Source organism: Streptomyces sp. A0592, assembly GCF_004795115.1.
Classification (GTDB): domain Bacteria; phylum Actinomycetota; class Actinomycetes; order Streptomycetales; family Streptomycetaceae; genus Streptomyces; species Streptomyces erythrochromogenes.
Map to the genome: position 1 here is coordinate 1 of NZ_SSBM01000049.1, position 21,084 is coordinate 21,084.

The window sequence follows — 21,084 nt, forward strand, 5'->3', positions numbered from 1 at the left end:
GATCTGCCAGGGCGGAGGCCGCGGCCAGGGCCAGGGCGGCGGCCAGAGCCGGCGGCAGGGCGGCGCGGCCCCCGCGCCCGCGAACAGCGCGATGGCCGACGCCCTGCGGCGGGCCGGCCTCACCGGACCCGAGGAGCGCCGCAAGCGGTGACCCGGGCGTCACGGGCGGGGGTGGGGACGCCACCCCCCAGGGGGCGGCCCCCGGCCACCCGGCGCGTGAGAACCCTCGTACGTGATGGCCGAATAGGTTCCCCACCTGGGGACTTTCCTTGCCAACTCCCGTACAAGATCTGTAGGCATGGTGGAACGCCCGTTCGTCACCCGGCGGACGGGCTTCCGTGTTTCCCCCCTCAGGACTGCATTCCCCGAGGCCGCCTTGAAGGCACAGGACGTCATGCCCATGCCCACACACGCCTACCGACGCTGCCCCGGAAAGGGTCCGAAGAGGGATCACATGCCCCACCGGCAACTCAGCATTCGCAAAAGGTGCGAGAACATTCTCGGCCATCTGGATCTGACCCACCCGTTCTCCCTCGACGTCCTGTGCGGGCGGATAGCCGAGCAGCGCGGCCGCCCCATCCGGCTCCACCCGCTCCCCAAGGAGGCGGCGGAATCCGGGGTCTGCGGCCTGTGGGTGGGCACCGCCAGCGTCGACTACGTCTTCTACGAGGCGCAGACCACCCCGCTGCACCGGGAGCACATCGTCCTCCACGAGCTCGGCCACATCCTCTTCGGACACCACTCGCTGGAGGGCGAGGAGACCGACGGCGACGCCCCCGTCGTGCTCGGCCGCACCAACTACACCACCCGCCAGGAGCAGGAGGCGGAGATGCTCGCGAGCATGATCCGCATCCGTACCGCGAACGCCGGCCCGCGCACCCCCGCCCGGGACCGGGGCACCCTGGCCCGGCTGGAGTCCGCCATGGGGTACGAGCGGGGCACCGATGGCGGCTGACCTGACCGACTTCGGCAACTGGCTCGCCGTCCCGAGCGTGGTCTGCCTGTGGCTCGCCGTCCTCCTGCGCGCCCCGGGCGCCCTGCGCTCGCCCCAGCAGCGCGGCCTGTGGCTGGCCGTCGCGACCGCCGCCGCCGCGATGACCCTGAACCTGCCCGACGTCGTCACCTACGCGATGACCCGAGGCGCCGCCTACGCCCACACCATCGGCCTCGTCCGCAACCTCATCGGGGTGCTCTCGGCGGGCGCCGTGCTCTACTTCGTCGCCGCCACCACCCGCGGCCGCCGCCTCCAACTCGCCTCCTGCGCCGCCACCGCGGCCTGGCTGAGCGCACTCGTGGCCCTGGACGCCGCCGCGCCCGGCCACGGCACCCACACCATGCCCCCGGTCGGCGACCCGGTGCCCTCCCTCGCGTACTGGCTCGTACTGATCTCGGCCCACGTCATCGCCAACACCGTCTGCGTGGCCCTGTGCTGGCGCTACAGCCGGCGCACCGAGAGCCGGGGACTGGCCGCCGGCCTGCGCCTCTTCGGCCTCGGCACCGCGCTCGCCGGACTGTTCTGGCTGGCCTACCTGCTCAAGGCCCTGTTCGCCAGCACCTGGGCGATGCCCGCCCTTCCGCTGCTGATGAACCTGCACGGCCTGCTGCGCGCCGCCGCGATCCTCGTGCCCACCCTGTTCACCCTCCGCCGCACCTTCGCCGACATCGCCACCGCCTGGCGGCTGTGGCCGCTGTGGCGCGACCTCGTCGAGGCGGTCCCGCACGTCGCCCTCAACAAGCCGCGCTCCGGCCGGGTGGTGGAGCTGCTGTGGCCGCCCGTCCCGCGCAACCTGCTGGTCTACCGCAAGGTCATCGAGACGCGCGACGCCATCCTGATCCTGGCGGAGTACGTCGGCCCGGGCGCCCTGGAGCAGGCCCGCGGCCATGTCGCCGGCCACGGGATCCCCGAGCAGCGGCGCACCGCGGCCGCCCTGGCCCGCGTACTGAAGGACGCCCGTCGGGCCAAGCTCGACGGACGGCCCGGGCGGACGGGCGAGGCGGCCGGGCTGGAACTGCCCGCGGCCATCCAGAGTTCGAACGAAGGCGGGGACCTGGCGGACGAGGCCCGGTTCCTCGTCGACGTCGCCGAGGCCTACACCTCGCCGGCCACCACCGAGGAAGTGAAAGTGCCGTGACCACCGTACTGATCACCGGAGCCAGCGCCGGACTGGGCGCCGCCTTCGCCCGAGGGTTCGCCGCCAAGGGCTGCGACCTGGTACTCGTCGCCCGCGACAAGGACCGGCTCGACGACGTCGCCGGGGCGCTGGCCCGCGAGTACGGCACCGCCTCCGAGGTGCTGCCCGCCGACCTGCTCGAAGCGGCGGACCTCGCGGCCGTCGCCGACCGCCTCGCCGAACGCGCCCGGCCCGTGGACATCCTGGTCAACAACGCGGGCTTCGGGCTCCCCGCGCCCTTCCCGTACAGCCCGGTCGAGGACGAGGAGCGGATGCTCGACCTCCTCGTCAAGGTCCCCCTGCGGCTCACCCACGCCGCCCTGCCCGGCCTGCGCGAGCGCCGCCGCGGAGCCGTCGTCAACGTCTCCTCGGTGGCCGGACTGCTGCCCACGGGCACCTACGGGGCCGCCAAGGCCTGGGTCACCGCGTTCAGCGAGTCCCTCCGGGTGGACATGGAGCCGTACAACGTCCGGGTGCTGGCCGTCGTCCCCGGCTTCACCCGCACCGAGTTCCAGGAACGCGCCGGGATGGACGTCAGCGCGCTGCGCGACGCGGTCTGGCTGGAGCCGGAGGCCGTCGTCGAGCAGGCGCTCAAGGACCTCGCCCTGCGCCGCCCGGTCAGCATCACCGGCCGCCGCTACCAGGCCTACGCCCTCGCCGCCCGCCACCTCCCGCGCGCCTTCGTCGCCCGGAAGATGGCCCGCAAGCGCCGGCCGCCGGTCGGCCCGGACGCATGACGGGCACCGTGGAGCGGGCCCGCGAGGCCCTGCGGTCCGGCCTGCGGCCCGTCGACGTGTACGTCGAACTCGCGGCAGGCACCTCCGACCTGCGGGGCGCCGCCCTCGCCGTCTGCGCCGCGCTCGGTATCCCGCGCCCGGACGCGGAGCAGCGGCTGAGCGGCAGCGAGGAGCTGTGGGACGGGTTCGGCCCCGGCGAGGAGGGGCTCGTCGGGGAACTCCTCGACCTCGCCGGGCTGTTCGACGTGCACGTCACCCTGGACGAGCGCGGTGAGCGGATCTGCGGCCTGATGGACCGGGCCGTGGGCGCGCTGGGCGGCATCAGCAGCGGAGTCGCCTTCAGCCTCCACCGCAAGACGGCCACCGGCCGGCTGCCCGAGGCGTACGCCCTGCTCGTACGGACACCGGTCCGCGAACGCGGGGACGCGGCCCGCTACTGGGCGCTGCTGACCGCGGCGGGCGAGGAACTGGCGGCGTGGCTGCCGCCCGGCGACGACGAGGCCGCCGGGCGGCTGGGCGAGGCGCGCGAACGCTGCGCCCGGGAGGCCGCGGCGTCCGCTAGAGCTCGGTGACCCTGCCGTCCGAGACCTTCAGGCGGCGGGTCACCTGGACCGCGTCGAGCATCCGGCGGTCGTGTGTGACCAGCAGGAGGGTGCCCTCGTAGGACTCCAGGGCGGACTCCAGCTGCTCGATCGCCGGCAGGTCGAGGTGGTTGGTCGGCTCGTCCAGGACCAGCAGGTTCACCCCGCGGCCCTGGAGCAGCGCGAGCGCGGCACGGGTGCGCTCACCGGGGGACAGGGTCGCCGCCGGGCGCAGGACGTGGGCCGCCTTGAGGCCGAACTTGGCCAGCAGGGTGCGCACTTCGGCGGGCTCGGTGTCGGGGACCGCCGCGCAGAACGCCTCCAGCAGCGGTTCGTCCCCCAGGAACAGGCCGCGGGCCTGGTCGACCTCGCCGACCAGGACGCCGGAGCCGAGGGTCGCGGAGCCGGAGTCCGGGGCCAGCCGTCCCAGGAGCACGGCCAGGAGGGTGGACTTGCCGGCGCCGTTGGCCCCGGTGATCGCCACCCGGTCCGCCCAGTCGATCTGCAGGCTGGCCGGGCCGAAGGAGAAGTCCCCGCGCTTGACGGCCGCCTCGCGCAGGGTCGCCACCACGGAGCCCGAGCGCGGGGCCGCCGCGATCTCCATGCGCAGCTCCCACTCCTTGCGGGGCTCCTCGACGACCTCCAGCCGTTCGATCGCGCGCTGCGTCTGGCGGGCCTTGGCGGCCTGCTTCTCGCTGGACTCGCCGCGCAGCGCCTTGCTGATCTTGTCGTTGTCGGTGGCCTTGCGGCGGGCGTTGCGCACGCCCTTGTCCATCCAGTTGCGCTGCATCTGGGCCCGGCCCTCCAGGGCCGACTTCTTGTCCGCGTACTCCTCGAACTCCTCGCGGGCGTGACTGCGGGCCCGTGCCCGCTCCTCCAGGTAGGAGTCGTAGCCGCCGCCGTAGAGGTTGATCTGCTGCTGCGCCAGGTCGAGTTCGAGCACCTTGGTGACGGTCCGCGTCAGGAACTCGCGGTCGTGGCTGATCACGACGGTTCCGGCGCGCAGCCCCTTGACGAACCGCTCCAGCCGCTCCAGACCGTCCAGGTCCAGGTCGTTGGTGGGCTCGTCGAGCAGGAAGACGTCGTAGCGGGAGAGGAGGAGCGAGGCCAGGCCCGCACGGGCCGCCTGGCCGCCGGACAGCGCCGTCATCGGCAGGTCGAGGCCCACCGTCAGGCCCAGCTCGTCGGCGACCTCCTCGGCGCGCTCGTCGAGGTCGGCGCCGCCGAGGTCCAGCCACCGGTCGAGCGCGCTCGCGTAGGCGTCGTCCGCGCCCGGCGTCCCGTCCACCAGGCCCTGCGTCGCCGCGTCGAGCTCCGCCTGGGCGGCGGCCACGCCGGTACGCCGGGCCAGGAACTCCCGGACCGACTCCTCGGGCCGGCGCTCCGGCTCCTGCGGGAGGTGGCCGACGGCGGCGGTGGGCGGCGAGAGCCGCAGCTCCCCGGTCTCGGGGGTGTCCAGCCCGGCGAGCAGGCGCAGCAGGGTCGACTTCCCGGCGCCGTTCACGCCGACGAGGCCGATGACGTCGCCGGGCGCGACCACGAGGTCGAGATCGGCGAACAGCGTGCGCTCACCGTGCGCGGCGGTGAGCTTCTTGGCGACGAGGGTTGCAGTCATGATGTGCCGATCCTATCGGCGCGCGGACCCGGCCCCCGGCGTGGCCGGATAGGTGGGAAGCACGTCATTGCGGCCATCGCGGGGGCGGCACACCATGAAGCCATGGGGTCATCGCCGCGCAACGTCCTCGTCCTCCTCTACGACGGGGTCCAGAGCCTGGACGTGACCGGTCCGGTGGAGGTGTTCGCCGCGCTCGCCCACTTTCCCGGGCGGGCCGGCTACCCGATCCGGACGGTGTCGCCGGGAGGGGAGCCCGTCCGCACCGGCAGCGGGCTGACGCTGGTGCCGGACGGGGAGCTGGAGAGCGCCCGGCCCGGACCCGGTACCACGGTGCTCGTGCCCGGGGGACGCTTCACCGCGGACTTCGAGCCCCGGCTCACCGACTGGCTCCGTACCCACGGGGGTGGTGCGGAGCGGCTGGTCTCCGTGTGCACGGGAGGACTGCTGCTGGCCGAGGCGGGGCTGCTGGACGGGCGGCGGGCGACGACGCACTGGAACGCCTGCGAGCGGATGGCGCAGGACTACCCGGCCGTAGCCGTCGAACCGGACCCGATCTACGTACGGGACGGGCCGGTGGCCACCTCGGCCGGGGTGACGGCGGGCATCGACCTCGCGCTGGCGCTGGTGGAGGAGGACCACGGGCAGGACGTCGCCCTGACGATCGCTCGGCACCTGGTGGTCTTCCTGCGCAGGCCCGGCAACCAGGCGCAGTTCAGCGCCCAGCTCGCGGCCCAGACGGCCCGGCGGGACCCGCTGCGGGACGTACAGCAGTGGATCACCGAGCACCCGGGGGAGGAGCTGGGCGTCGAGCACCTCGCCGCCCGCGCCCGGCTGTCGCCGCGCCACTTCGCCCGGGCATTCCGGGCGGAGACCGGGGTCACGCCCGGCCGGTACGTCGAACGGGTGCGGGTGGACCACGCCCGGCGGCTGCTGGAGGAGAGCGGGGAAGGGATCGCACAGATCGCCCGGGCCTGCGGGTACGGGAACCCGGAGGCGCTGCGCCGGGCCTTCGTCCGCACCCTCGGCCAGCCGCCCGCCGAGTACCGGCGCCGTTTCGGTACGTCCCGCTCCTGAGGGCGGGATCCGGCCCGCGCGGCCGGGCACCCCGAAGAAGGAGCCGCCCCGTCGGGGCGGAGCCGTGTTCCGACCAACGCTTGCGGAGTAGCCATGCAGATCGCCGTACTTCTCTACGACCACTTCACCGCCCTCGACGCCATCGGCCCCTTCGACACCCTGGGCCGGCTGACCGACGCCGAGGTCGTCTTCGTCTCCGAGCGGCCCGGGCCCGTGCGCACCGACAACGGGGCGCTGGCGCTCGTCGCCGACAAGGGGCTCGACGAGGTCACCCGGCCCGACATCGTCATCGTGCCGGGCGGCCCGCATCCCGAGCGGGAGATGGCCAATCCCGTGGTCATGGACTGGCTGCGCGCGGTCGACGCCGGCACCACATGGACCACTTCCGTGTGCACCGGATCCCTGCTGCTGGCCGCCGCCGGGCTGCTCGACGGCCGCAGGGCCACCAGCCACTGGCTGTACCTGGACAAGCTGCCCGAGCACGGGGCCCGGCCCACCGGCGAGCGCGTGGTGTTCGACGGCAAGTACGTCACCGCCGCGGGGGTGTCCTCGGGGATCGACATGGGGCTCACCCTGCTCGGCCGGATCGCCGGCGACGACTTCGCCCGGGCGGTGCAGCTGATGACCGAGTACGACCCCCAGCCGCCCTACGACGCGGGCTCGCCCGAGAAGGCCCCGGCCGCTCTCGTGGAGATGCTGCGGGGGAACAACCTGCCCGCCTGACGGCCGTCCGTCACGGGGCCCAGGTGAAGCGGGGCGCCCGGCGCTCCAGGAACGCGGCGACGCCCTCGGCGGTGTCGTCGCTTCCGGCAGCCTGCTGCTCCCAGTGGCCGTCCCGGTCCGTGCGGCCGTCCGCGAATTCCTTCGCCGCCGCCTGCGTCAGCTGCGAGCGGGCGGCCAGGACCGCCGTGAACTCGGCCACGCGCTGGTCCAGCCGCCCGGCCGGCAGCAGCTCGTTCAGGAACCCGGCGCGCAGCGCCTGCTCCGCCCCCATCAGCTCCGCGGAGAAGAGGAGGTACTTGGCCCAGGCCGGGCCGACCAGGGAGGCGAGCCTGCGGGTGGAGGACGCCGGGTAGACGATGCCCAGCTTCGCCGGGGTCACCCCGAAGGAGGCCCCCTCCTCGGCGAAGCGCAGGTCGCAGGCGGCCGCCAGCTGGCTGCCGCCGCCGACGCAGAACCCGCGGATCGCCGCCAGCGTCGGCTTCGGAAACGCCGCCAGGGCCTCCTCCGCGGCCACGGCGAGGGCCCGCGGGTCCTCGTCCCCGGTGAGGGAGGAGATGTCGGCGCCCGCGCAGAACGTGGGCCCGGCCCCGGTGAGGACGAGCACCCGCACGGCCGGGTCGCCCGCCAGGCCGTCCAGCAGCCCGGGCAGCGCCCGCCACATCGCGGCGGTCATGGCGTTGCGCTTGGCGGGGTGCGAGACGACGACGGTGGCGACCCCGTCGGAGACCGTGTGCAGAAGGGTTGCGTCCAGGGCTGCGTCCATGCGCCGGATGCTATCCCGGGCGGTGAAACCTATGATCAAGGGAGTCCCCGGGGGGCCGAGGGAGGTGGCCCGCCGATGGGCGCAGAGCGTCGTGAGAAGGAGAAGGTCAACCGCAGCTTCGGGCTGATGGCCGTGCTCGGGGTGCTCCTCGTGATCGCCGGCCTGGTCGGTCTGGTCTACACCGGACTCGCCACGCTCACCTCGATGTTCCTCTTCGGCTGGCTGCTGCTCATCGGCGGCGTGGTCGGGTTGGTGCAGGCGGTCCAGTCGCGGGGGAGCAGCTACTTCTGGCTCGCCGTCATCGTCGCCGCGATCAACATCGCGGCGGGCTTCGTGATCCTGCGCCGCCCCGAGGCGAGCGCCGAGGCGCTGACCATGTTCGCGGCCCTGCTCTTCCTCACCGGGGGACTGTTCCGGCTGGTCGGCGCGCTGGTGGTGCGCGGAACCAATTTCGGGCTCGCGCTCGTGCAGGGTGCCTTCGGCGTGCTGCTGGGCTTCCTGATCCTCTCCAACTGGCCCGGCAACAGTCTGTACGTGATCGGAACCTTCTTCTCGCTCGCCCTGCTGTTCGACGGCCTGAGCCTCATCGCGATGGGCATGGGGGCGCGCCGCATCCTGGGGTTGGTCAGGGAAGACGAGCCGGGGACGGAGGCCGGCGCCGCGCAGGGGACGCGCGAGGCGGCCGAGAAGCGTCCGGCAGAAGATCAGGAACAGACCAACAACTGACGCTGTCATACGCCAGTGGTCAGAAAGTGTCCGATTGACGCTGACTTATGGTCAGCAGTCCGGTACGGACCTACCCCTTGCCCACTCTTGTCGCGTGGAGACGATCGAGCGTGAAGACGGGGGCCGGAAGATGGACGCCAGCGGGAGCGGCCCACGAGCCAGGGAAGGGGTGCCGGAGGCCCCGGCCGACCCCCTCGCGTACGAGGGCGTGTGGAGGTTCACCGCTCCCGCAGTAGAAGAATCCGTTCCGCAGGCCCGCAGGGCCGTCCGGGACCTGCTCGGGCGCCAGGGGGTGCCGGCCCATCAGGACCTCGTGTACTCCCTGCTCCTGATCGTCTCCGAACTGGTGACGAACTCGGTCCGGCACGCCGCCCTGCTCTCGCCCGAGGTCGCGGTCGAGGTCGCGATCGGCCGCGAATGGGTGCGGGTCGCCGTCGAGGACAACCACCCCTACCGCCCCAAGGCGCTGGAGGCCGACTTCGGCCAGACCGGCGGACGCGGCCTGCTGCTCGTCCGGGAGGTCACGCTGGAGGCCGGCGGGGTCTGCGACGTCGAGCACACCTCGACCGGCGGCAAGGTCATCTGGGCGGCCCTCCCGCTCGCCACCCCGCCAACCGTCCGCTGAGCGGCGGACGGCGGGGGAGCGGTGAGGGCGGCGTACGGGTCTACCAGCCCGCCGCGTCGCCGGTCAGCTCGCGGATCGCGGGCCGCGCAGCGTCCAGCACGGTCATGAACCAGGCCGAGAACGGCACCTCGGAGTGACGCTTCGCCAGCTCCTCGGCCGTGACGAAGGCGGTGTCCTCGACCTCCTCCGGATCCGGCCGCACGGCAGCCTGCGCAAGTCCCACGAACAGGTGATTGAACTCCTGCTCCACGAGGCCCGACGCGGGGTCCGGGTGGTTGTAGCGAACCGTTCCCGCCTGCGCGAGCAGCGAGGGCGACAGCCCGAGTTCCTCGTGGGTCCGCCGGGCCGCGGCCGCGAACGGCGACTCCCCGGGATACGGGTGGCCGCAACAGGTGTTCGACCAGACGCCCGGCGAGTGGTACTTCCCGAGGGCCCGCTGCTGGAGCAGCAGACGGCCCTGCTCGTCGAACAGGAACACGGAGAACGCCCGGTGCAGCTGCCCGGGCGCCTGATGGGCGGAGAGCTTCTCCGCCGTGCCGATGGTGTTCCCGGACTCGTCGACCAGTTCGAGCATGATCGGTTCTTGAGTACCGGTGCCGTTGGACGCGCTGTTCGCGGCGGTGGCTGGTGTGGTCGGCATACCCATCCTTCGCTTCGGACTTCGGCCTTCAGTCTGCCGTACAAAAGAGGCTTGTCCCCACTTCGGACATCCGTGCACGTCCGCCCCCCGCCGCGTGCTAGGCGGAGGGCGGACCGCTGAGGATCACCTCACACGGCGCTCCCGGGCGTCAGACTCCGAACGGGGCCGGATAGGCGATCGTTCCCGCCGGCACCGGGACGGAACCGTCCAGCACCAGCGCCATCATCGCCTCGTCCGGAACCTCGAACGGCGCCCGGATCCCGAACCGCGACGCGGCCGTGAAGCCGAAGCGCTGGTAGTACGACGGGTGCCCCAGGACCAGCACCAGCGACTCCCCCCGCTCCCGGGCCGCCGCGAGCAGCGCCCGGACGACCGAGCTCCCCGCCCCCGAGCGCTGGTACGCCGGATCGACGGCCACCGGGGCGAGCGCCAGCGCCGGGGCGCCGTCCACCTCGCACCGGGTGAGCAGGGCGTGCGCCGCGACCGACCCGTCGGGGGCCTCGGCCACGTACGACAACCCGGGCAGCCAGGAGCCGTCCGCGCGCAGCGCGTCCACGAGATCCGCCTCCAGCGGCGTCTCGAAGGCCGCCAGGTTGACTGCCCGTACGGCGGCGGTGTCCGCCGCGGTCTCCGGCCGGGCCGGCCAGGCATCGCCGTCGCCGGCCCCGACCGGCCGCAGGACATAGCCGGTGTAGCCGTACTCGTGCCCGTGGCGGGCCCGTACGTCGAGCTCCTCGCGGGTGGCGGCCAGTGCCCGCGCCATGGCGGGGGAGTCGTCCCCGGCCCGGTCGCGGACCCGCTCGGCGAGCGGAACGTAGTACTCGTCCCAGTCGGAGTCGGGCAGCGGGTGCACGCCGAGGACCCGGTAGCCGGCGGCCTGGGCGGCCGCGAGGTTGGCGGCGGTGGAGCGCAGCGGGCACTGCGCGTCCCAGAAGGCGCGCGCTCCGGCGGACGGCTCCGCGACCGTCCACTCGCACTCGGTCAGCACGAGCGTGCCGCCCGGGGCGAGCAGCCGCTTCCACCGCGCGAGCGCGGTGTCGAAGCCCGCGATGTAGGCGGAGCCCTCCGCCCAGACGAGGTCGAAGGAGCCGTCCCCGACCTCATCGGCGGGGAGCGCGTTCATGTCCGCCTCGACGGCGCGGACCCGACCTGCGAGCCCGCGGGCCGCGGCGGCCGTGCGGAGCTCGTCGAGGAAGGGGCCGTGCAGGTCCACGGCGGTCACCTCGGCGCCGCCGTCCGGGCCGTGCCCGCCCGCCTCGGCGGCGAGCAGCAGTGCGCTGCGGCCCGGACCGCAGCCCAGGTCCAGGACGCGGGGCCGCTCGGGCAGCGGTCCGCACAGGGACAGCAGGGCGCGGGTGCTCGCGTCGGAGCCCGGAGCCTGCCGGGGCAGTCCGTGGTGGAGCGTGAGAAAAGCCTCGAAGAAGGCGTTGCCGCTGTTGTCGGCATCGCTGAAGTCGTCGGTCAACGTGAACCCTTGGAAAAGGGGCTCCGGCCGATCTGTGGGTCCCCCTCGGCCCATGCCGGGGAAACGGTGGATCAGGTCCGGCCGGTCGCCCGGGGGAAATGGGAGATGCACCGGAGTTTGCAGCGCTCGGCCGCGACCACTGCGACGGTCATCAACCCACCTCGTTCCACTCGACACCTTCAGGAGCGTGTCCACCGTAACATCCAGGCCGTTTGTGGTACCGCGTCGTGATCACCGATGATGATCGCGACCCGGCCCGGAGCCCGGATATTCGGCTTATCGGGGCGTAAACGGGTGATGAACCCCTGCTTCCATTCATCCGATAGCCTCTGCCGACGTGCCGCCCCACGGGCGCGCCCGTTCGGAATCCGTTACAAGGAGTGAGTTCGTCTGCCGACCGTCATCCTCACCGGCCTGCCGGTCCCCGGATCACCGCTCGCGGACGAGCTCCGCTCACTCGGCTTCGAGGTCCGCCCGGCCGCCGGTCCCCAGGACGCCGCCGCCGCACTGGCCGGCGTACCCGCCGATCAGCGGGTGGCCGTCGTGGACACCGCCTTCGTCGGGCACGTGCACGCGCTCCGGCTCGCGCTGACCGACCCGCGCTTCGACGCCTGCGCCGTCACCGGCGCCCTCTCCGTGCAGGCGGGTGCCCGCGAGGCCCTCGACAAGGCCGTCGCCACCGAGGGCGCCCACGGATCCGGCCCCTACGCCGACCGGCTCGCCGCCGCCGTCGAGGCCACCGGGACCACCGTCCAGCGGCCCGAGCTCGGCAGCCTGGTCGCCGCCGTCCCCGTCGGCGCCGACGAGCGCGCGGCGGCCTCCGCCGCCGTCGCCGCCGTGGACGAGGAGGCCGTACGGCTGCGCTCCGCCGTGAAGTCCCGCGACGGGTTCTTCACCACCTTCTGCATCAGCCCGTACTCGCGCTACATCGCCCGCTGGTGCGCGCGCCGCGGCCTGACCCCGAACCAGGTCACCACCGCCTCGCTGATCACCGCGCTGATCGCGGCCGGCTGCGCGGCCACGGGCGAGCGCTGGGGCTACGTCGCGGCCGGCGTGCTCCTCATCGTCTCCTTCGTCCTGGACTGCACCGACGGGCAGCTCGCCCGCTACTCCCTGCAGTACTCGACGATGGGCGCCTGGCTCGACGCGACCTTCGACCGGGCCAAGGAGTACTCCTTCTACGCCGGCCTCGCGCTCGGAGCCGCCCGGAACGGGGACGACGTCTGGGGCCTCGCCCTCGGCGCCATGATCCTGATGACCTGCCGGCACGTCGTGGACTTCTCCTTCAACGAGGCCAACCACGACGCCACCGCCAACACGAGCCCGACCGCCGCCCTCTCGGACCGGCTCGACAGCGTCGGCTGGACGGTCTGGGTCCGGCGGATGATCATCCTGCCGATCGGCGAGCGCTGGGCGATGATCGCGGTCCTGACCGCCTTCACCACCCCCCGGATCGTCTTCTACGCCCTGATCGTCGGCTGCGCCTTCGGAGCGCTCTACACCACCGCGGGCCGCGTCCTGCGGTCCCTGACCCGCAAGGCCCGGCGCACCGACCGCGCCGCCCAGGCGCTCGCCGACCTCACGGACTCCGGTCCGCTCGCCGAGGTCCAGGCCCGGCTGCTGCGCGGCCGCGCCGGATCCTTCGGATCCGTGTACGTCGCCGCCCTCGGCACCGTGCTGATGGCCGGAGCCGCCCTGTACCTCCCGTTCGGCGACCCGCGGCTCGTCGCCGTCGCCGCGGTCTACGCCATCACCGCCGGCCTCGCCGTCGCGGCCCCGCTCAAGGGGGCGCTCGACTGGCTGATCCCGCCGCTGTTCCGCGCGGCCGAATACGTGACGGTCCTCGCGCTCGCCGCCAAGGCGGACGTCCCCGGGGCCCTTCCGGCGGCATTCGGCCTGATCGCGGCGGTCGCCTACCATCACTACGACACGGTGTACCGCATTCGCGGCGGCACCGGCGCTCCCCCGCACTGGCTGGTGCGGACGATCGGCGGCCACGAAGGCCGGGTCCTGCTGACCACGGTCCTCGCCGCCGTCCTCGTGGACCGCGCATCGGACTTCCCCGTCGCGCTCACGGCCCTGGCCGTGTTCGTGGCACTCGTGGTGCTCGTGGAGAGCATCCGCTTCTGGGTCTCCTCCGGGGCACCCGCCGTACATGACGAAGGAGAACCAGCATGATCGGCCTTGTCCTCGCTGCCGGTGCGGGACGCCGCCTGCGTCCCTACACCGACACCCTGCCCAAGGCCCTCGTGCCCGTCGGCCCCGAGGGCGACGAGGAGAGCCTGACGGTCCTCGACCTGACCCTCGGCAACTTCGCCGCGGTCGGTCTCACCGAGGTCGCGATCGTCGTCGGCTACCGCAAGGAGGCCGTCTACGCGCGCCAGGCCGCGCTGGAGGCCAAGTACGGCCTGAAGATCACGCTGATCGACAACGACAAGGCCGAGGAGTGGAACAACGCCTACTCCCTCTGGTGCGCGCGTGAGGTGCTGAAGCGCGGTGTGATCCTCGCCAACGGCGACACGGTCCACCCGGTCTCCGTCGAGGAGACCCTCCTCGCCGCCCGCGGCAACGGCCAGAAGATCATCCTCGCCCTGGACACCGTCAAGGTCCTGGCAGACGAGGAGATGAAGGTCGTCGTCGGCGACACCGGCGTCCAGAAGATCACCAAGCTGATGGACCCCGCCGACGCCACCGGCGAGTACATCGGTGTCACCCTGATCGAGGCCGAGGCGGCCGAGGCCCTCGCCGAGGCGCTGAAGACCACCTTCGAGCGCGACCCGGACCTGTACTACGAGGACGGCTACCAGCAGCTCGTCAACGACGGCTTCGCAGTCGACGTGGCCCCCATCGGCGACGTCAAGTGGGTCGAGATCGACAACCACGACGACCTCGCCAAGGGCCGGACGATCGCATGCCAGTACTGACGAGGCTCATCCCCTCGCCCGTCGTCGTCGACATCAGCCGCGGGGCGATGGACGACCTGGCCGGCCTCCTGGCCGACCAGCGGATCTCCGCCTCCGGCAAGCTCGCCATCGCGATCAGCGGGGGCTCCGGCGTGGCGCTGCGCGCCAAGCTGGAGCCCGTGCTCCCGCACGCCGACTGGTACGCCGTCGTCGACGGCACCATCGACTCCGCGGTCAAGCTGGCCGACGACATAAAGGGCCGCCGCTACGACGCCGTCGTGGGCCTGGGCGGCGGCAAGATCATCGACGTGGCCAAGTACGCCGCGGCGCGGGTCGGGCTGCCCATGGTGGCCGTCGCCACCAACCTCTCGCACGACGGCATCTGCTCGCCGGTGTCCATCCTGGACAACGACAACGGCCGCGGCTCCTACGGCGTCCCCACCCCGATCGCCATGGTGATCGACCTCGACGTCATCAAGGAAGCCCCGGTGCGGTTCATCCGCGCCGGCATCGGCGACGCGATCTCCAACATCTCGGCCATCGCCGACTGGGAGCTCTCGCACGAGACCACCGGCGAGCCCGTCGACGGCCTGGCCGCCGCCATGGCCCGTACCGCGGGCGAGTCCGTGCTGCGCCACCCGGGCGGCTGCGGCGACGACGAGTTCCTCACCGTGCTCTCCGAGGCGCTCGTGCTCTCCGGCATCGCCATGTCGATCAGCGGGGACTCCCGCCCCTCCTCCGGCGCCTGCCACGAGATCAGCCACGCCTTCGACCTGCTCTACCCGGGGCGCTCCGCGCTCCACGGCGAGCAGGTCGGCATCGGCGCGGCCTTCGCGATGCACCTGCGCGGGGCCGCGGAGACCGCCGGCCACTTCGTCGAGGTGCTGCGCCGGCACGGCCTGCCGGCCGCGCCCGAGGAGATCGGCTTCAGCGTCGACGAGTTCGTCGCGGCCGTCGAGTACGCCCCCCAGACCCGCCCGGGACGCTTCACGATCCTGGAGCACCTCAACCTGTCCGCCGCCGAGATCAGGGACGCATACGCCGACTATGCCAAGACCATCCGTAGCTGAACTGAGGCCCGTCGTCCACCCCGCGGGTGTGAAGGACCGGGTCAGCGGCGAGCACTGGGGCGGACGCCTCTACATGCGCGAGATCTCGCTGCGCATCACCCGCGTCCTGGTCACCACCAAGGTCACGCCCAACCAGCTGACCTACCTGATGACCCTCGCCGGTGTCCTCGCCCTCCCGGCCCTGCTGGTGCCCGGCATCCCGGGCGCCGTCCTCGGCGTGGTCGCGGTGCAGATGTACCTGCTGCTCGACTGCGTCGACGGCGAGGTCGCCCGCTGGAAGAAGCAGTACTCGCTCTCCGGGGTCTACCTGGACCGGGTCGGCGCCTACCTGTGCGACGCGGCGGTCCTGGTCGGCTTCGGCCTGCGCGCCGCCGACCTGTGGGGCACCGGCGGCGCCGACTGGCTGTGGGCCTTCCTCGGCACGCTCGCCGCGCTCGGCGCCATCCTGATCAAGGCCGAGACCGACCTGGTCGGCGTCGCCCGCCACCAGGCCGGCAAGCCCGTGGTCAAGGACGCGGCCGCAGAGCCGCGCGCCAAGGGCATGGCCCTCGCCCGCCGGGCCGCCGCCGCGCTCAAGTTCCACCGCCTGATCCTCGGCATCGAGGCCTCGCTGCTCATCCTGTTCCTGGCCGTCCTGGACCAGATGCGCGGCGACCTGTACTGGTCCCGGGTCGGTGTCGCCGTGCTCGCGGGCATCGCGATGCTGCAGACCGTGCTGCACCTGGTGTCGATCCTCGCCTCCAGCAGGCTCAAGTGACGGCCCCGATGCGGCTGGGCGCCGTGATCATCACCATGGGCAACCGGCCCGAGGAGCTCAAGGCGCTCCTCGACTCGGTGGCCCGCCAGGACGGCGACCCGGTCGAGGTCGTCGTCGTCGGCCAGGGCGTGCGGGTCGCCGAGGTGGCGGACCTGCCGCCGGGTGTCCGCTCCGTCGACCTGCCCGAGAACCTGGGCATCCCGGGCGGCCGCAACGTCGGCATCGAGGCCTTCGGCCCCGGCGGCCGTGACGTGGACGTGCTGCTCTTCCTCGACGACGACGGTCTGCTGGAGCGCACCGACACCGCCGAGCTGTGCCGGCAGGCCTTCGCCGAGGACCCCGCGCTCGGGATCATCAGCTTCCGGATCGCCGATCCGGACACCGGGCAGACGCAGCGCCGCCACGTGCCGCGGCTGCGCGCCTCGGACCCGATGCGGTCCTCGCGCGTGACCACCTTCCTGGGCGGCGCCAACGCCGTCCGCACGAGGGTGTTCGAGCAGGCCGGAGTCCTGCCGGGGGAGTTCTTCTACGCTCACGAGGAGACCGATCTGGCCTGGCGGGCACTCGACGCGGGGTGGCTGATCGACTACCGGGCGGACATGGTGCTGCTCCACCCGACCACTGCCCCCTCCCGGCACGCGGTCTACCACCGTATGGTGGCCCGTAACCGGGTGTGGCTCGCCCGCCGCAACCTGCCCGCACCGCTGGTACCGGTCTACCTGGGCGTCTGGCTCCTGCTGACGCTCGTACGGAAGCCCTCGGGGCCCGCGCTCAAGGCCTGGTTCGGCGGATTCCGCGAGGGATGGACCACTCCCTGCGGACCCCGCCGCCCGATGAGATGGCGTACGGTCTGGCGGTTGACCCGTCTGGGCCGACCTCCCGTCATCTGACCAGCCCGCGTCTGGGAACATGACGCGATCACGGGCCTCGAGCCACCAGCCTGATGCCCACCTGGCCGCATCTTGAAGACGAAAGTTTCAACTTGTGAGTGACACAACCCACGACGGCGCCCTCGCCACGAGCAGGCCGCCGTCCGCAGACGCCGGGCTCAGCGCCGCCGAGCTCGCCAGGAAGTACGGCCTCACGGTCAGCGGCGCCCGGCCCGGTCTGCGCGAGTACGTGCGGCAGCTCTGGGGCAGGCGCCACTTCATCCTGGCCTTCTCCCGGGCCAAGCTGGTCGCGCAGTACAGCCAGGCGAAGCTCGGCCAGGTCTGGCAGGTGGCGACCCCGCTGCTGAACGCGCTCGTCTACTGGCTGATCTTCGGCCTGATCCTCGGCGCGGGCAAGGAGATGCCCAAGGACGTCTACGTCCCGTTCCTCGTGATGGGCATCTTCGTCTTCACCTTCACGCAGAGCTCGGTGATGGCGGGCGTCCGGGCGATCTCCGGGAACCTCGGGCTGGTGCGCGCGCTGCACTTCCCGCGCGCCTCCCTGCCGGTGTCGTTCTCGCTCCAGCAGCTCCAGCAGCTGCTGTACTCGATGATCGTCGTCTTCGTGATCGCCGTCTCGTTCGGCAACTACCCGCGGCTGTCCTGGCTGCTGGTGATCCCGACCCTGGCGCTCCAGTTCGTCTTCAACACCGGCCTCGCCATGATCTTCGCGCGGATGGGTTCCAAGACCCCCGACCTGGCGCAGCTGATGCCGTTCGTGATGCGTACCTGGATGTACGCCTCGGGCGTCATGTTCCCGATCGGGATCTACCTCAAGAACCACCCGCAGTGGATCAGCGACGTGCTGCTGTGGAACCCGGTCGCGATCTACATGGACCTGATCCGGTTCGCGCTGATCGACGACTACGGGAGCAGCAACCTGCCCCCGCACGTGTGGCTCTTCGCCGTGGGCTGGGCCGTGGTGATCGGCCTCGGCGGCTTCGTGTACTTCTGGAAGTCTGAGGAGCGTTACGGCCGTGGATGACAACACCCAGGGGCGCGTCCCCACCGTGATCGCGGACGGCGTCCACATCGTCTACCGGGTCAACACCGGCAGCGCCGGCAAGGGTGCGGCCACCGCCGCGCTCAGCAAGATAGTCCGCCGGAAGAAGGGCGACGCCCCCGGCGTGCGCCGTGTCCACGCCGTGCGCGGGGTCTCCTTCACCGCCTACCGCGGCGAGGCGATCGGCCTCATCGGCTCCAACGGCTCCGGCAAGTCCACCCTGCTGCGCGCCATCGCCGGCCTGCTCCCCTGCGAGGAGGGCAAGGTCTACACCGACGGCCAGCCCTCGCTGCTGGGCGTGAACGCCGCGCTGATGAACGACCTCACCGGCGAGCGCAACATCGTCCTCGGCGGCCTCGCCATGGGGATGAGCCGCGAGCAGATCAAGGAGCGTTACCAGAGCATCGTCGACTTCTCGGGCATCAACGAGAAGGGCGATTTCGTCTCGCTGCCGATGCGCACCTACTCCTCCGGCATGGCGGCGCGACTGCGGTTCTCCATCGCGGCGGCCAAGGACCACGACGTCCTGATGATCGACGAGGCCCTGGCCACCGGTGACCGCTCCTTCCAGGTGCGTTCGGAGAACCGAATCAAGGAACTCCGAGAGAAGGCCGGCACGGTCTTCCTGGTCAGCCACAACAACAAGTCCATCCGCGACACCTGCGACCGGGTGCTGTGGCTGGAGAAGGGCGAGCTCCTGATGGACGGGCCCACGGAGGAAGTCGTCTCGGCATACGAGAAGGCCACCAACGGCTGACCTCCGGGCCGCGCGGCGCCCCGAAGAGGCGCTTCCCCGCTTCACCGAAGGCCCCTGCCGCTCAGCGCGGCGGGGGCCTCAATCATGTACGTGCATTACGTCGCATGCGCGTTCTCGTATTGCGCGACGACATTCGGTGGCGCGGTGAATACCCGAGCGGCCTCCGCGGCGTTCTACAGCGTAAGCTGAGGCGGTCCTGAATCGCAGCAAGAGGGGACGATTCCCCGCAGGTGAACGGCCCTGGGGCAGCCCCGGGAAAACCCCGGCGGCGTGTCCGAAATAGGATGTAATGGGTTGGCAGTGTAGAACGGGAGATGTGACGGCAATGGCTACGGGAATTCTCCGTCCCCCAGGGACGGCGGCCGTCCCCGCCCCGGGCGGCGGGCGGTGAACCCGGGGCACGGCATCCGACCCCTGTCCGACACGGTCCACGTGAGCGCCACCCTCGACAAGGCGACCGCGGAGAACTTCCCCGTCGCCCCCGCCTTCCTGCCCCGTGCCTGGCGCGACGGGCTGACGGCCGTCTACGGATACGCCCGCCTCGTCGACGACATCGGCGACGGCGACCTCGCCCCCGGCGGACGCGACGCGGTACTCCTCGGCCTCGAACCCGAAGCCGTGGACGACCGGCTCGCCATGCTCGACGCCTTCGAGACCGACCTGCTGCGCGTGTTCGGCTCCGCGGACGGCCCCCCGCGCCACCCCCTGCTGCTCGCCCTGCAGCCCGTGGTGCGCGCCCACGGCCTGACCCCCGAGCCCTTCCTCGGGCTCATCGAGGCCAACCGCCAGGACCAGCGGGTCACGCGCTACGAGACCTGCGCGGACCTCCTCGCGTACTGCGAGCTGTCCGCCAACCCGGTCGGCCGCCTCGTGCTGTCCCTCACCGGCACGAGCACCCCCGAACGGATCCGTCTGTCCGACTCCGTCTGCACCGCCCTCCAGATCGTCGAGCACGTCCAGGACGTCGCCGAGGACCTGGGCCGCGACCGGATCTACCTGCCCGCCGAGGACATGCGGCGCTTCCACGTGTCCGAGGCCGACCTGGCGGCCCCGTCCGCCGGCGCCTCCGTGCGCGCCCTGGTCGCCTTCGAATCCGAGCGCGCACGCGCGTTGCTGGAGGAAGGCGTCCCGCTCGTGGGTAGCGTGCACGGCAGACTCCGGCTGCTGCTCGCGGGCTTCGTGGGAGGGGGGCGCGCGGCCCTGCGAGCCGTCACCGCCGCCGGCTTCGACGTACTCCCCGGCCCGCCCAAATCCACCAAGAGCGGCCTGCTCCGCGAGGTGGCCGCCGTCCTGCGCACAGCGCCGAGAAAGGGGTGAGCCCGACCGTGGAGGGCCCCACACACGCTTCCGCACAGACTGCGGTCTCCGCACCCGTCTCGGCGGCCTACAGCTACTGCGAGGCCGTCACCGGTTCACAGGCGCGCAATTTCGCGTACGGCATCCGGCTGCTGCCCACCGACAAGCGCCATGCGATGTCGGCGCTCTACGCCTTCTCCCGGCGGGTCGACGACATCGGCGACGGAACGCTGCCCACCGAGGCGAAGTTCGCGCGCCTGGAGGAGACCCGTGCCGTCCTCGGGCGGATCAGGGCCGGCGAGGTCGACGAGGACGACACCGACCCGGTCGCCGTCGCCCTGGCGCACGCCGCCCGCCGCTTCCCGATCCCGCTCGGCGGCCTCGACGAGCTCATCGACGGCGTGCTGATGGACGTCCGCGGCGAGACCTACGAGACCTGGGACGACCTCAAGACCTACTGCCGCTGCGTGGCCGGCGCCATCGGCCGACTCTCGCTCGGCGTCTTCGGCACGGTCGACGCGCAGGGCGCGCCCGACGCCGCGCGCGCCTCCGAGTACGCCGACACCCTCGGCCTCGCCCTGCAACTGACCAACATCCTCCGCGACGTTCGCGAGGACGCGGGCAACGGACGCACCTACCTGCCTGCCGAGGACCTGGCCAAGTTCGGCTGCTCGGAAGGCTTCCAGACCGACCGGCCGGCCCCCGGCGCCGACTTCGCCGGACTGGTCCACCACGAAGTCCGGCGCGCCCGCTCGCTGTTCGCCGAGGGCTACCGGCTGCTGCCGATGCTCGACCGGCGCAGCGGCGCCTGCGTGGCCGCCATGGCCGGCATCTACCGGCGCCTCCTCGACCGCATCGAGCGGGAGCCGGAGGCGGTCCTGCGCGGCCGCGTCTCGCTGCCGCCGCACGAGAAGGCGTACGTGGCCGTGCGCGGCCTGTCCGGACTCGACGCGCGCACCGTCTCCCGCCAGGCCGTCCGGAGGCGGATGTGACGATCCGGACGAAGGCCACCGGGCCGGCGTGCGGGCCGCGACCCGCCCCCGGCCGCCGCTGCGCGGCCCCGGTGCGCACGGCCGCCGCCCCGCACGTCGCGGTCGCGGCCACGGACCTGTCCGGCATCCTCGGGGCGCCGAGCGCCCACCGGGCGTGCGCGGGCGAGGTCCGGCGCACGCCCCCAGCGTGCCGTCCCGGCCGCGCGCCGGGCGGGGCAACCACATGGACGGCGGGGGCGTCTCTTCCTCGGGGAACG

The 21,084-nt window shown here is 72.5% G+C and carries 21 protein-coding genes; 17 read left to right on the forward strand and 4 right to left on the reverse strand.

The genetic code is table 11. The annotated features are described in order from the left end of the window. Window positions 1-454 precede the first annotated feature (454 nt). From E6U81_RS35660 to E6U81_RS35675, 4 genes are read left to right on the forward strand one after another with little or no spacing between them, the layout of a single operon-like run. Window positions 455-955 (forward strand): ImmA/IrrE family metallo-endopeptidase, encoded by a 501-nt coding sequence (locus tag E6U81_RS35660; RefSeq protein WP_136234156.1) that lies wholly within the window; start codon window positions 455-457, stop codon window positions 953-955. Next, window positions 945-2,132, forward strand: coding sequence for an MAB_1171c family putative transporter (locus E6U81_RS35665; protein ID WP_136234157.1), 1,188 nt, complete (start codon window positions 945-947; stop codon window positions 2,130-2,132). Before E6U81_RS35660 ends, E6U81_RS35665 begins: the two co-directional genes overlap by 11 nt. Beyond that, the gene (locus tag E6U81_RS35670; protein WP_136234158.1) at window positions 2,129-2,908 is read left to right on the forward strand and encodes an SDR family oxidoreductase; all 780 of its coding nucleotides are present in this window, start codon (window positions 2,129-2,131) and stop codon (window positions 2,906-2,908) included. Before E6U81_RS35665 ends, E6U81_RS35670 begins: the two co-directional genes overlap by 4 nt. Beyond that, window positions 2,905-3,480, forward strand: a complete 576-nt coding sequence (locus E6U81_RS35675; RefSeq protein ID WP_136234159.1) for a hypothetical protein — start codon at window positions 2,905-2,907, stop codon at window positions 3,478-3,480. Before E6U81_RS35670 ends, E6U81_RS35675 begins: the two co-directional genes overlap by 4 nt. On the opposite strand, the gene E6U81_RS35680 is transcribed toward E6U81_RS35675, so the two are convergent. Then, window positions 3,467-5,104, reverse strand: a complete 1,638-nt coding sequence (locus E6U81_RS35680) for an ABC-F family ATP-binding cassette domain-containing protein (RefSeq protein ID WP_136234160.1) — start codon at window positions 5,102-5,104, stop codon at window positions 3,467-3,469. The two genes, E6U81_RS35675 and E6U81_RS35680, sit on opposite strands and share 14 nt — an antisense overlap. 102 nt (window positions 5,105-5,206) lie before the next feature. Here E6U81_RS35680 and E6U81_RS35685 point away from each other — a divergent pair, with 102 nt between their 5' ends. Both E6U81_RS35685 and E6U81_RS35690 read left to right on the forward strand, forming a co-directional pair. Further along, window positions 5,207-6,178 carry a GlxA family transcriptional regulator gene (locus E6U81_RS35685; protein ID WP_136234161.1) on the forward strand — a complete coding sequence of 324 codons (972 nt, stop codon included), beginning with the start codon at window positions 5,207-5,209 and terminating at the stop codon, window positions 6,176-6,178. A gap of 93 nt (window positions 6,179-6,271) precedes the next feature. Next, complete coding sequence (locus tag E6U81_RS35690; RefSeq protein WP_136234162.1) at window positions 6,272-6,901, forward strand: DJ-1/PfpI family protein; 630 nt, start codon at window positions 6,272-6,274, stop codon at window positions 6,899-6,901. A 10-nt stretch (window positions 6,902-6,911) separates the two neighbouring features. On the opposite strand, the gene E6U81_RS35695 is transcribed toward E6U81_RS35690, so the two are convergent. Then, the gene (locus E6U81_RS35695) at window positions 6,912-7,664 is read right to left on the reverse strand and encodes an enoyl-CoA hydratase-related protein (RefSeq protein ID WP_136234163.1); all 753 of its coding nucleotides are present in this window, start codon (window positions 7,662-7,664) and stop codon (window positions 6,912-6,914) included. A gap of 75 nt (window positions 7,665-7,739) precedes the next feature. On the opposite strand from E6U81_RS35695, the gene E6U81_RS35700 reads away from it, so the two are divergent. Beyond that, complete coding sequence (locus E6U81_RS35700) at window positions 7,740-8,390, forward strand: HdeD family acid-resistance protein (RefSeq protein ID WP_136234164.1); 651 nt, start codon at window positions 7,740-7,742, stop codon at window positions 8,388-8,390. Window positions 8,391-8,520: 130 nt separating this feature from the next. Further along, complete coding sequence (locus E6U81_RS35705; protein WP_240804214.1) at window positions 8,521-9,015, forward strand: ATP-binding protein; 495 nt, start codon at window positions 8,521-8,523, stop codon at window positions 9,013-9,015. A 40-nt stretch (window positions 9,016-9,055) separates the two neighbouring features. Here E6U81_RS35705 and idi read toward each other — a convergent pair whose 3' ends face one another. Beyond that, window positions 9,056-9,655: an isopentenyl-diphosphate Delta-isomerase gene (gene idi, locus E6U81_RS35710; RefSeq protein ID WP_136234166.1), complete on the reverse strand. Its 600-nt coding sequence runs from the start codon at window positions 9,653-9,655 to the stop codon at window positions 9,056-9,058. Window positions 9,656-9,803: 148 nt separating this feature from the next. Then, window positions 9,804-11,120 carry a bifunctional class I SAM-dependent methyltransferase/N-acetyltransferase gene (locus E6U81_RS35715; protein ID WP_240804209.1) on the reverse strand — a complete coding sequence of 439 codons (1,317 nt, stop codon included), beginning with the start codon at window positions 11,118-11,120 and terminating at the stop codon, window positions 9,804-9,806. A gap of 543 nt (window positions 11,121-11,663) precedes the next feature. Here E6U81_RS35715 and E6U81_RS35720 point away from each other — a divergent pair. The 9 genes from E6U81_RS35720 (at window position 11,664) to hpnD (ending at window position 20,827) form a co-directional block, all read left to right on the forward strand. Beyond that, on the forward strand, window positions 11,664-13,298 hold the full coding sequence (locus E6U81_RS35720) for a DUF5941 domain-containing protein (RefSeq protein ID WP_240804210.1): 1,635 nt from the start codon (window positions 11,664-11,666) through the stop codon (window positions 13,296-13,298). Beyond that, window positions 13,295-14,044: a phosphocholine cytidylyltransferase family protein gene (locus E6U81_RS35725; RefSeq protein ID WP_136234169.1), complete on the forward strand. Its 750-nt coding sequence runs from the start codon at window positions 13,295-13,297 to the stop codon at window positions 14,042-14,044. The genes E6U81_RS35720 and E6U81_RS35725 overlap by 4 nt, the downstream gene beginning before the upstream one ends. Next, window positions 14,032-15,093 carry an iron-containing alcohol dehydrogenase family protein gene (locus E6U81_RS35730; RefSeq protein ID WP_136234170.1) on the forward strand — a complete coding sequence of 354 codons (1,062 nt, stop codon included), beginning with the start codon at window positions 14,032-14,034 and terminating at the stop codon, window positions 15,091-15,093. Before E6U81_RS35725 ends, E6U81_RS35730 begins: the two co-directional genes overlap by 13 nt. Further along, entirely contained in the window at window positions 15,071-15,850 is a 780-nt protein-coding gene (locus E6U81_RS35735) for a CDP-alcohol phosphatidyltransferase family protein (protein WP_136234171.1), read from the forward strand. The genes E6U81_RS35730 and E6U81_RS35735 overlap by 23 nt, the downstream gene beginning before the upstream one ends. After that, window positions 15,847-16,740 carry a glycosyltransferase gene (locus E6U81_RS35740; protein ID WP_136234172.1) on the forward strand — a complete coding sequence of 298 codons (894 nt, stop codon included), beginning with the start codon at window positions 15,847-15,849 and terminating at the stop codon, window positions 16,738-16,740. Before E6U81_RS35735 ends, E6U81_RS35740 begins: the two co-directional genes overlap by 4 nt. Before the next feature lie 94 nt (window positions 16,741-16,834). Then, window positions 16,835-17,764 (forward strand): ABC transporter permease, encoded by a 930-nt coding sequence (locus E6U81_RS35745; RefSeq protein WP_136234173.1) that lies wholly within the window; start codon window positions 16,835-16,837, stop codon window positions 17,762-17,764. After that, the gene (locus E6U81_RS35750) at window positions 17,757-18,539 is read left to right on the forward strand and encodes an ABC transporter ATP-binding protein (protein WP_136234174.1); all 783 of its coding nucleotides are present in this window, start codon (window positions 17,757-17,759) and stop codon (window positions 18,537-18,539) included. Before E6U81_RS35745 ends, E6U81_RS35750 begins: the two co-directional genes overlap by 8 nt. 432 nt (window positions 18,540-18,971) lie before the next feature. Beyond that, complete coding sequence (hpnC, locus tag E6U81_RS35755; protein WP_240804211.1) at window positions 18,972-19,856, forward strand: squalene synthase HpnC; 885 nt, start codon at window positions 18,972-18,974, stop codon at window positions 19,854-19,856. After that, complete coding sequence (hpnD, locus tag E6U81_RS35760; RefSeq protein ID WP_136234175.1) at window positions 19,853-20,827, forward strand: presqualene diphosphate synthase HpnD; 975 nt, start codon at window positions 19,853-19,855, stop codon at window positions 20,825-20,827. The genes hpnC and hpnD overlap by 4 nt, the downstream gene beginning before the upstream one ends. The last annotated feature ends 257 nt before the right edge of the window (window positions 20,828-21,084 follow it).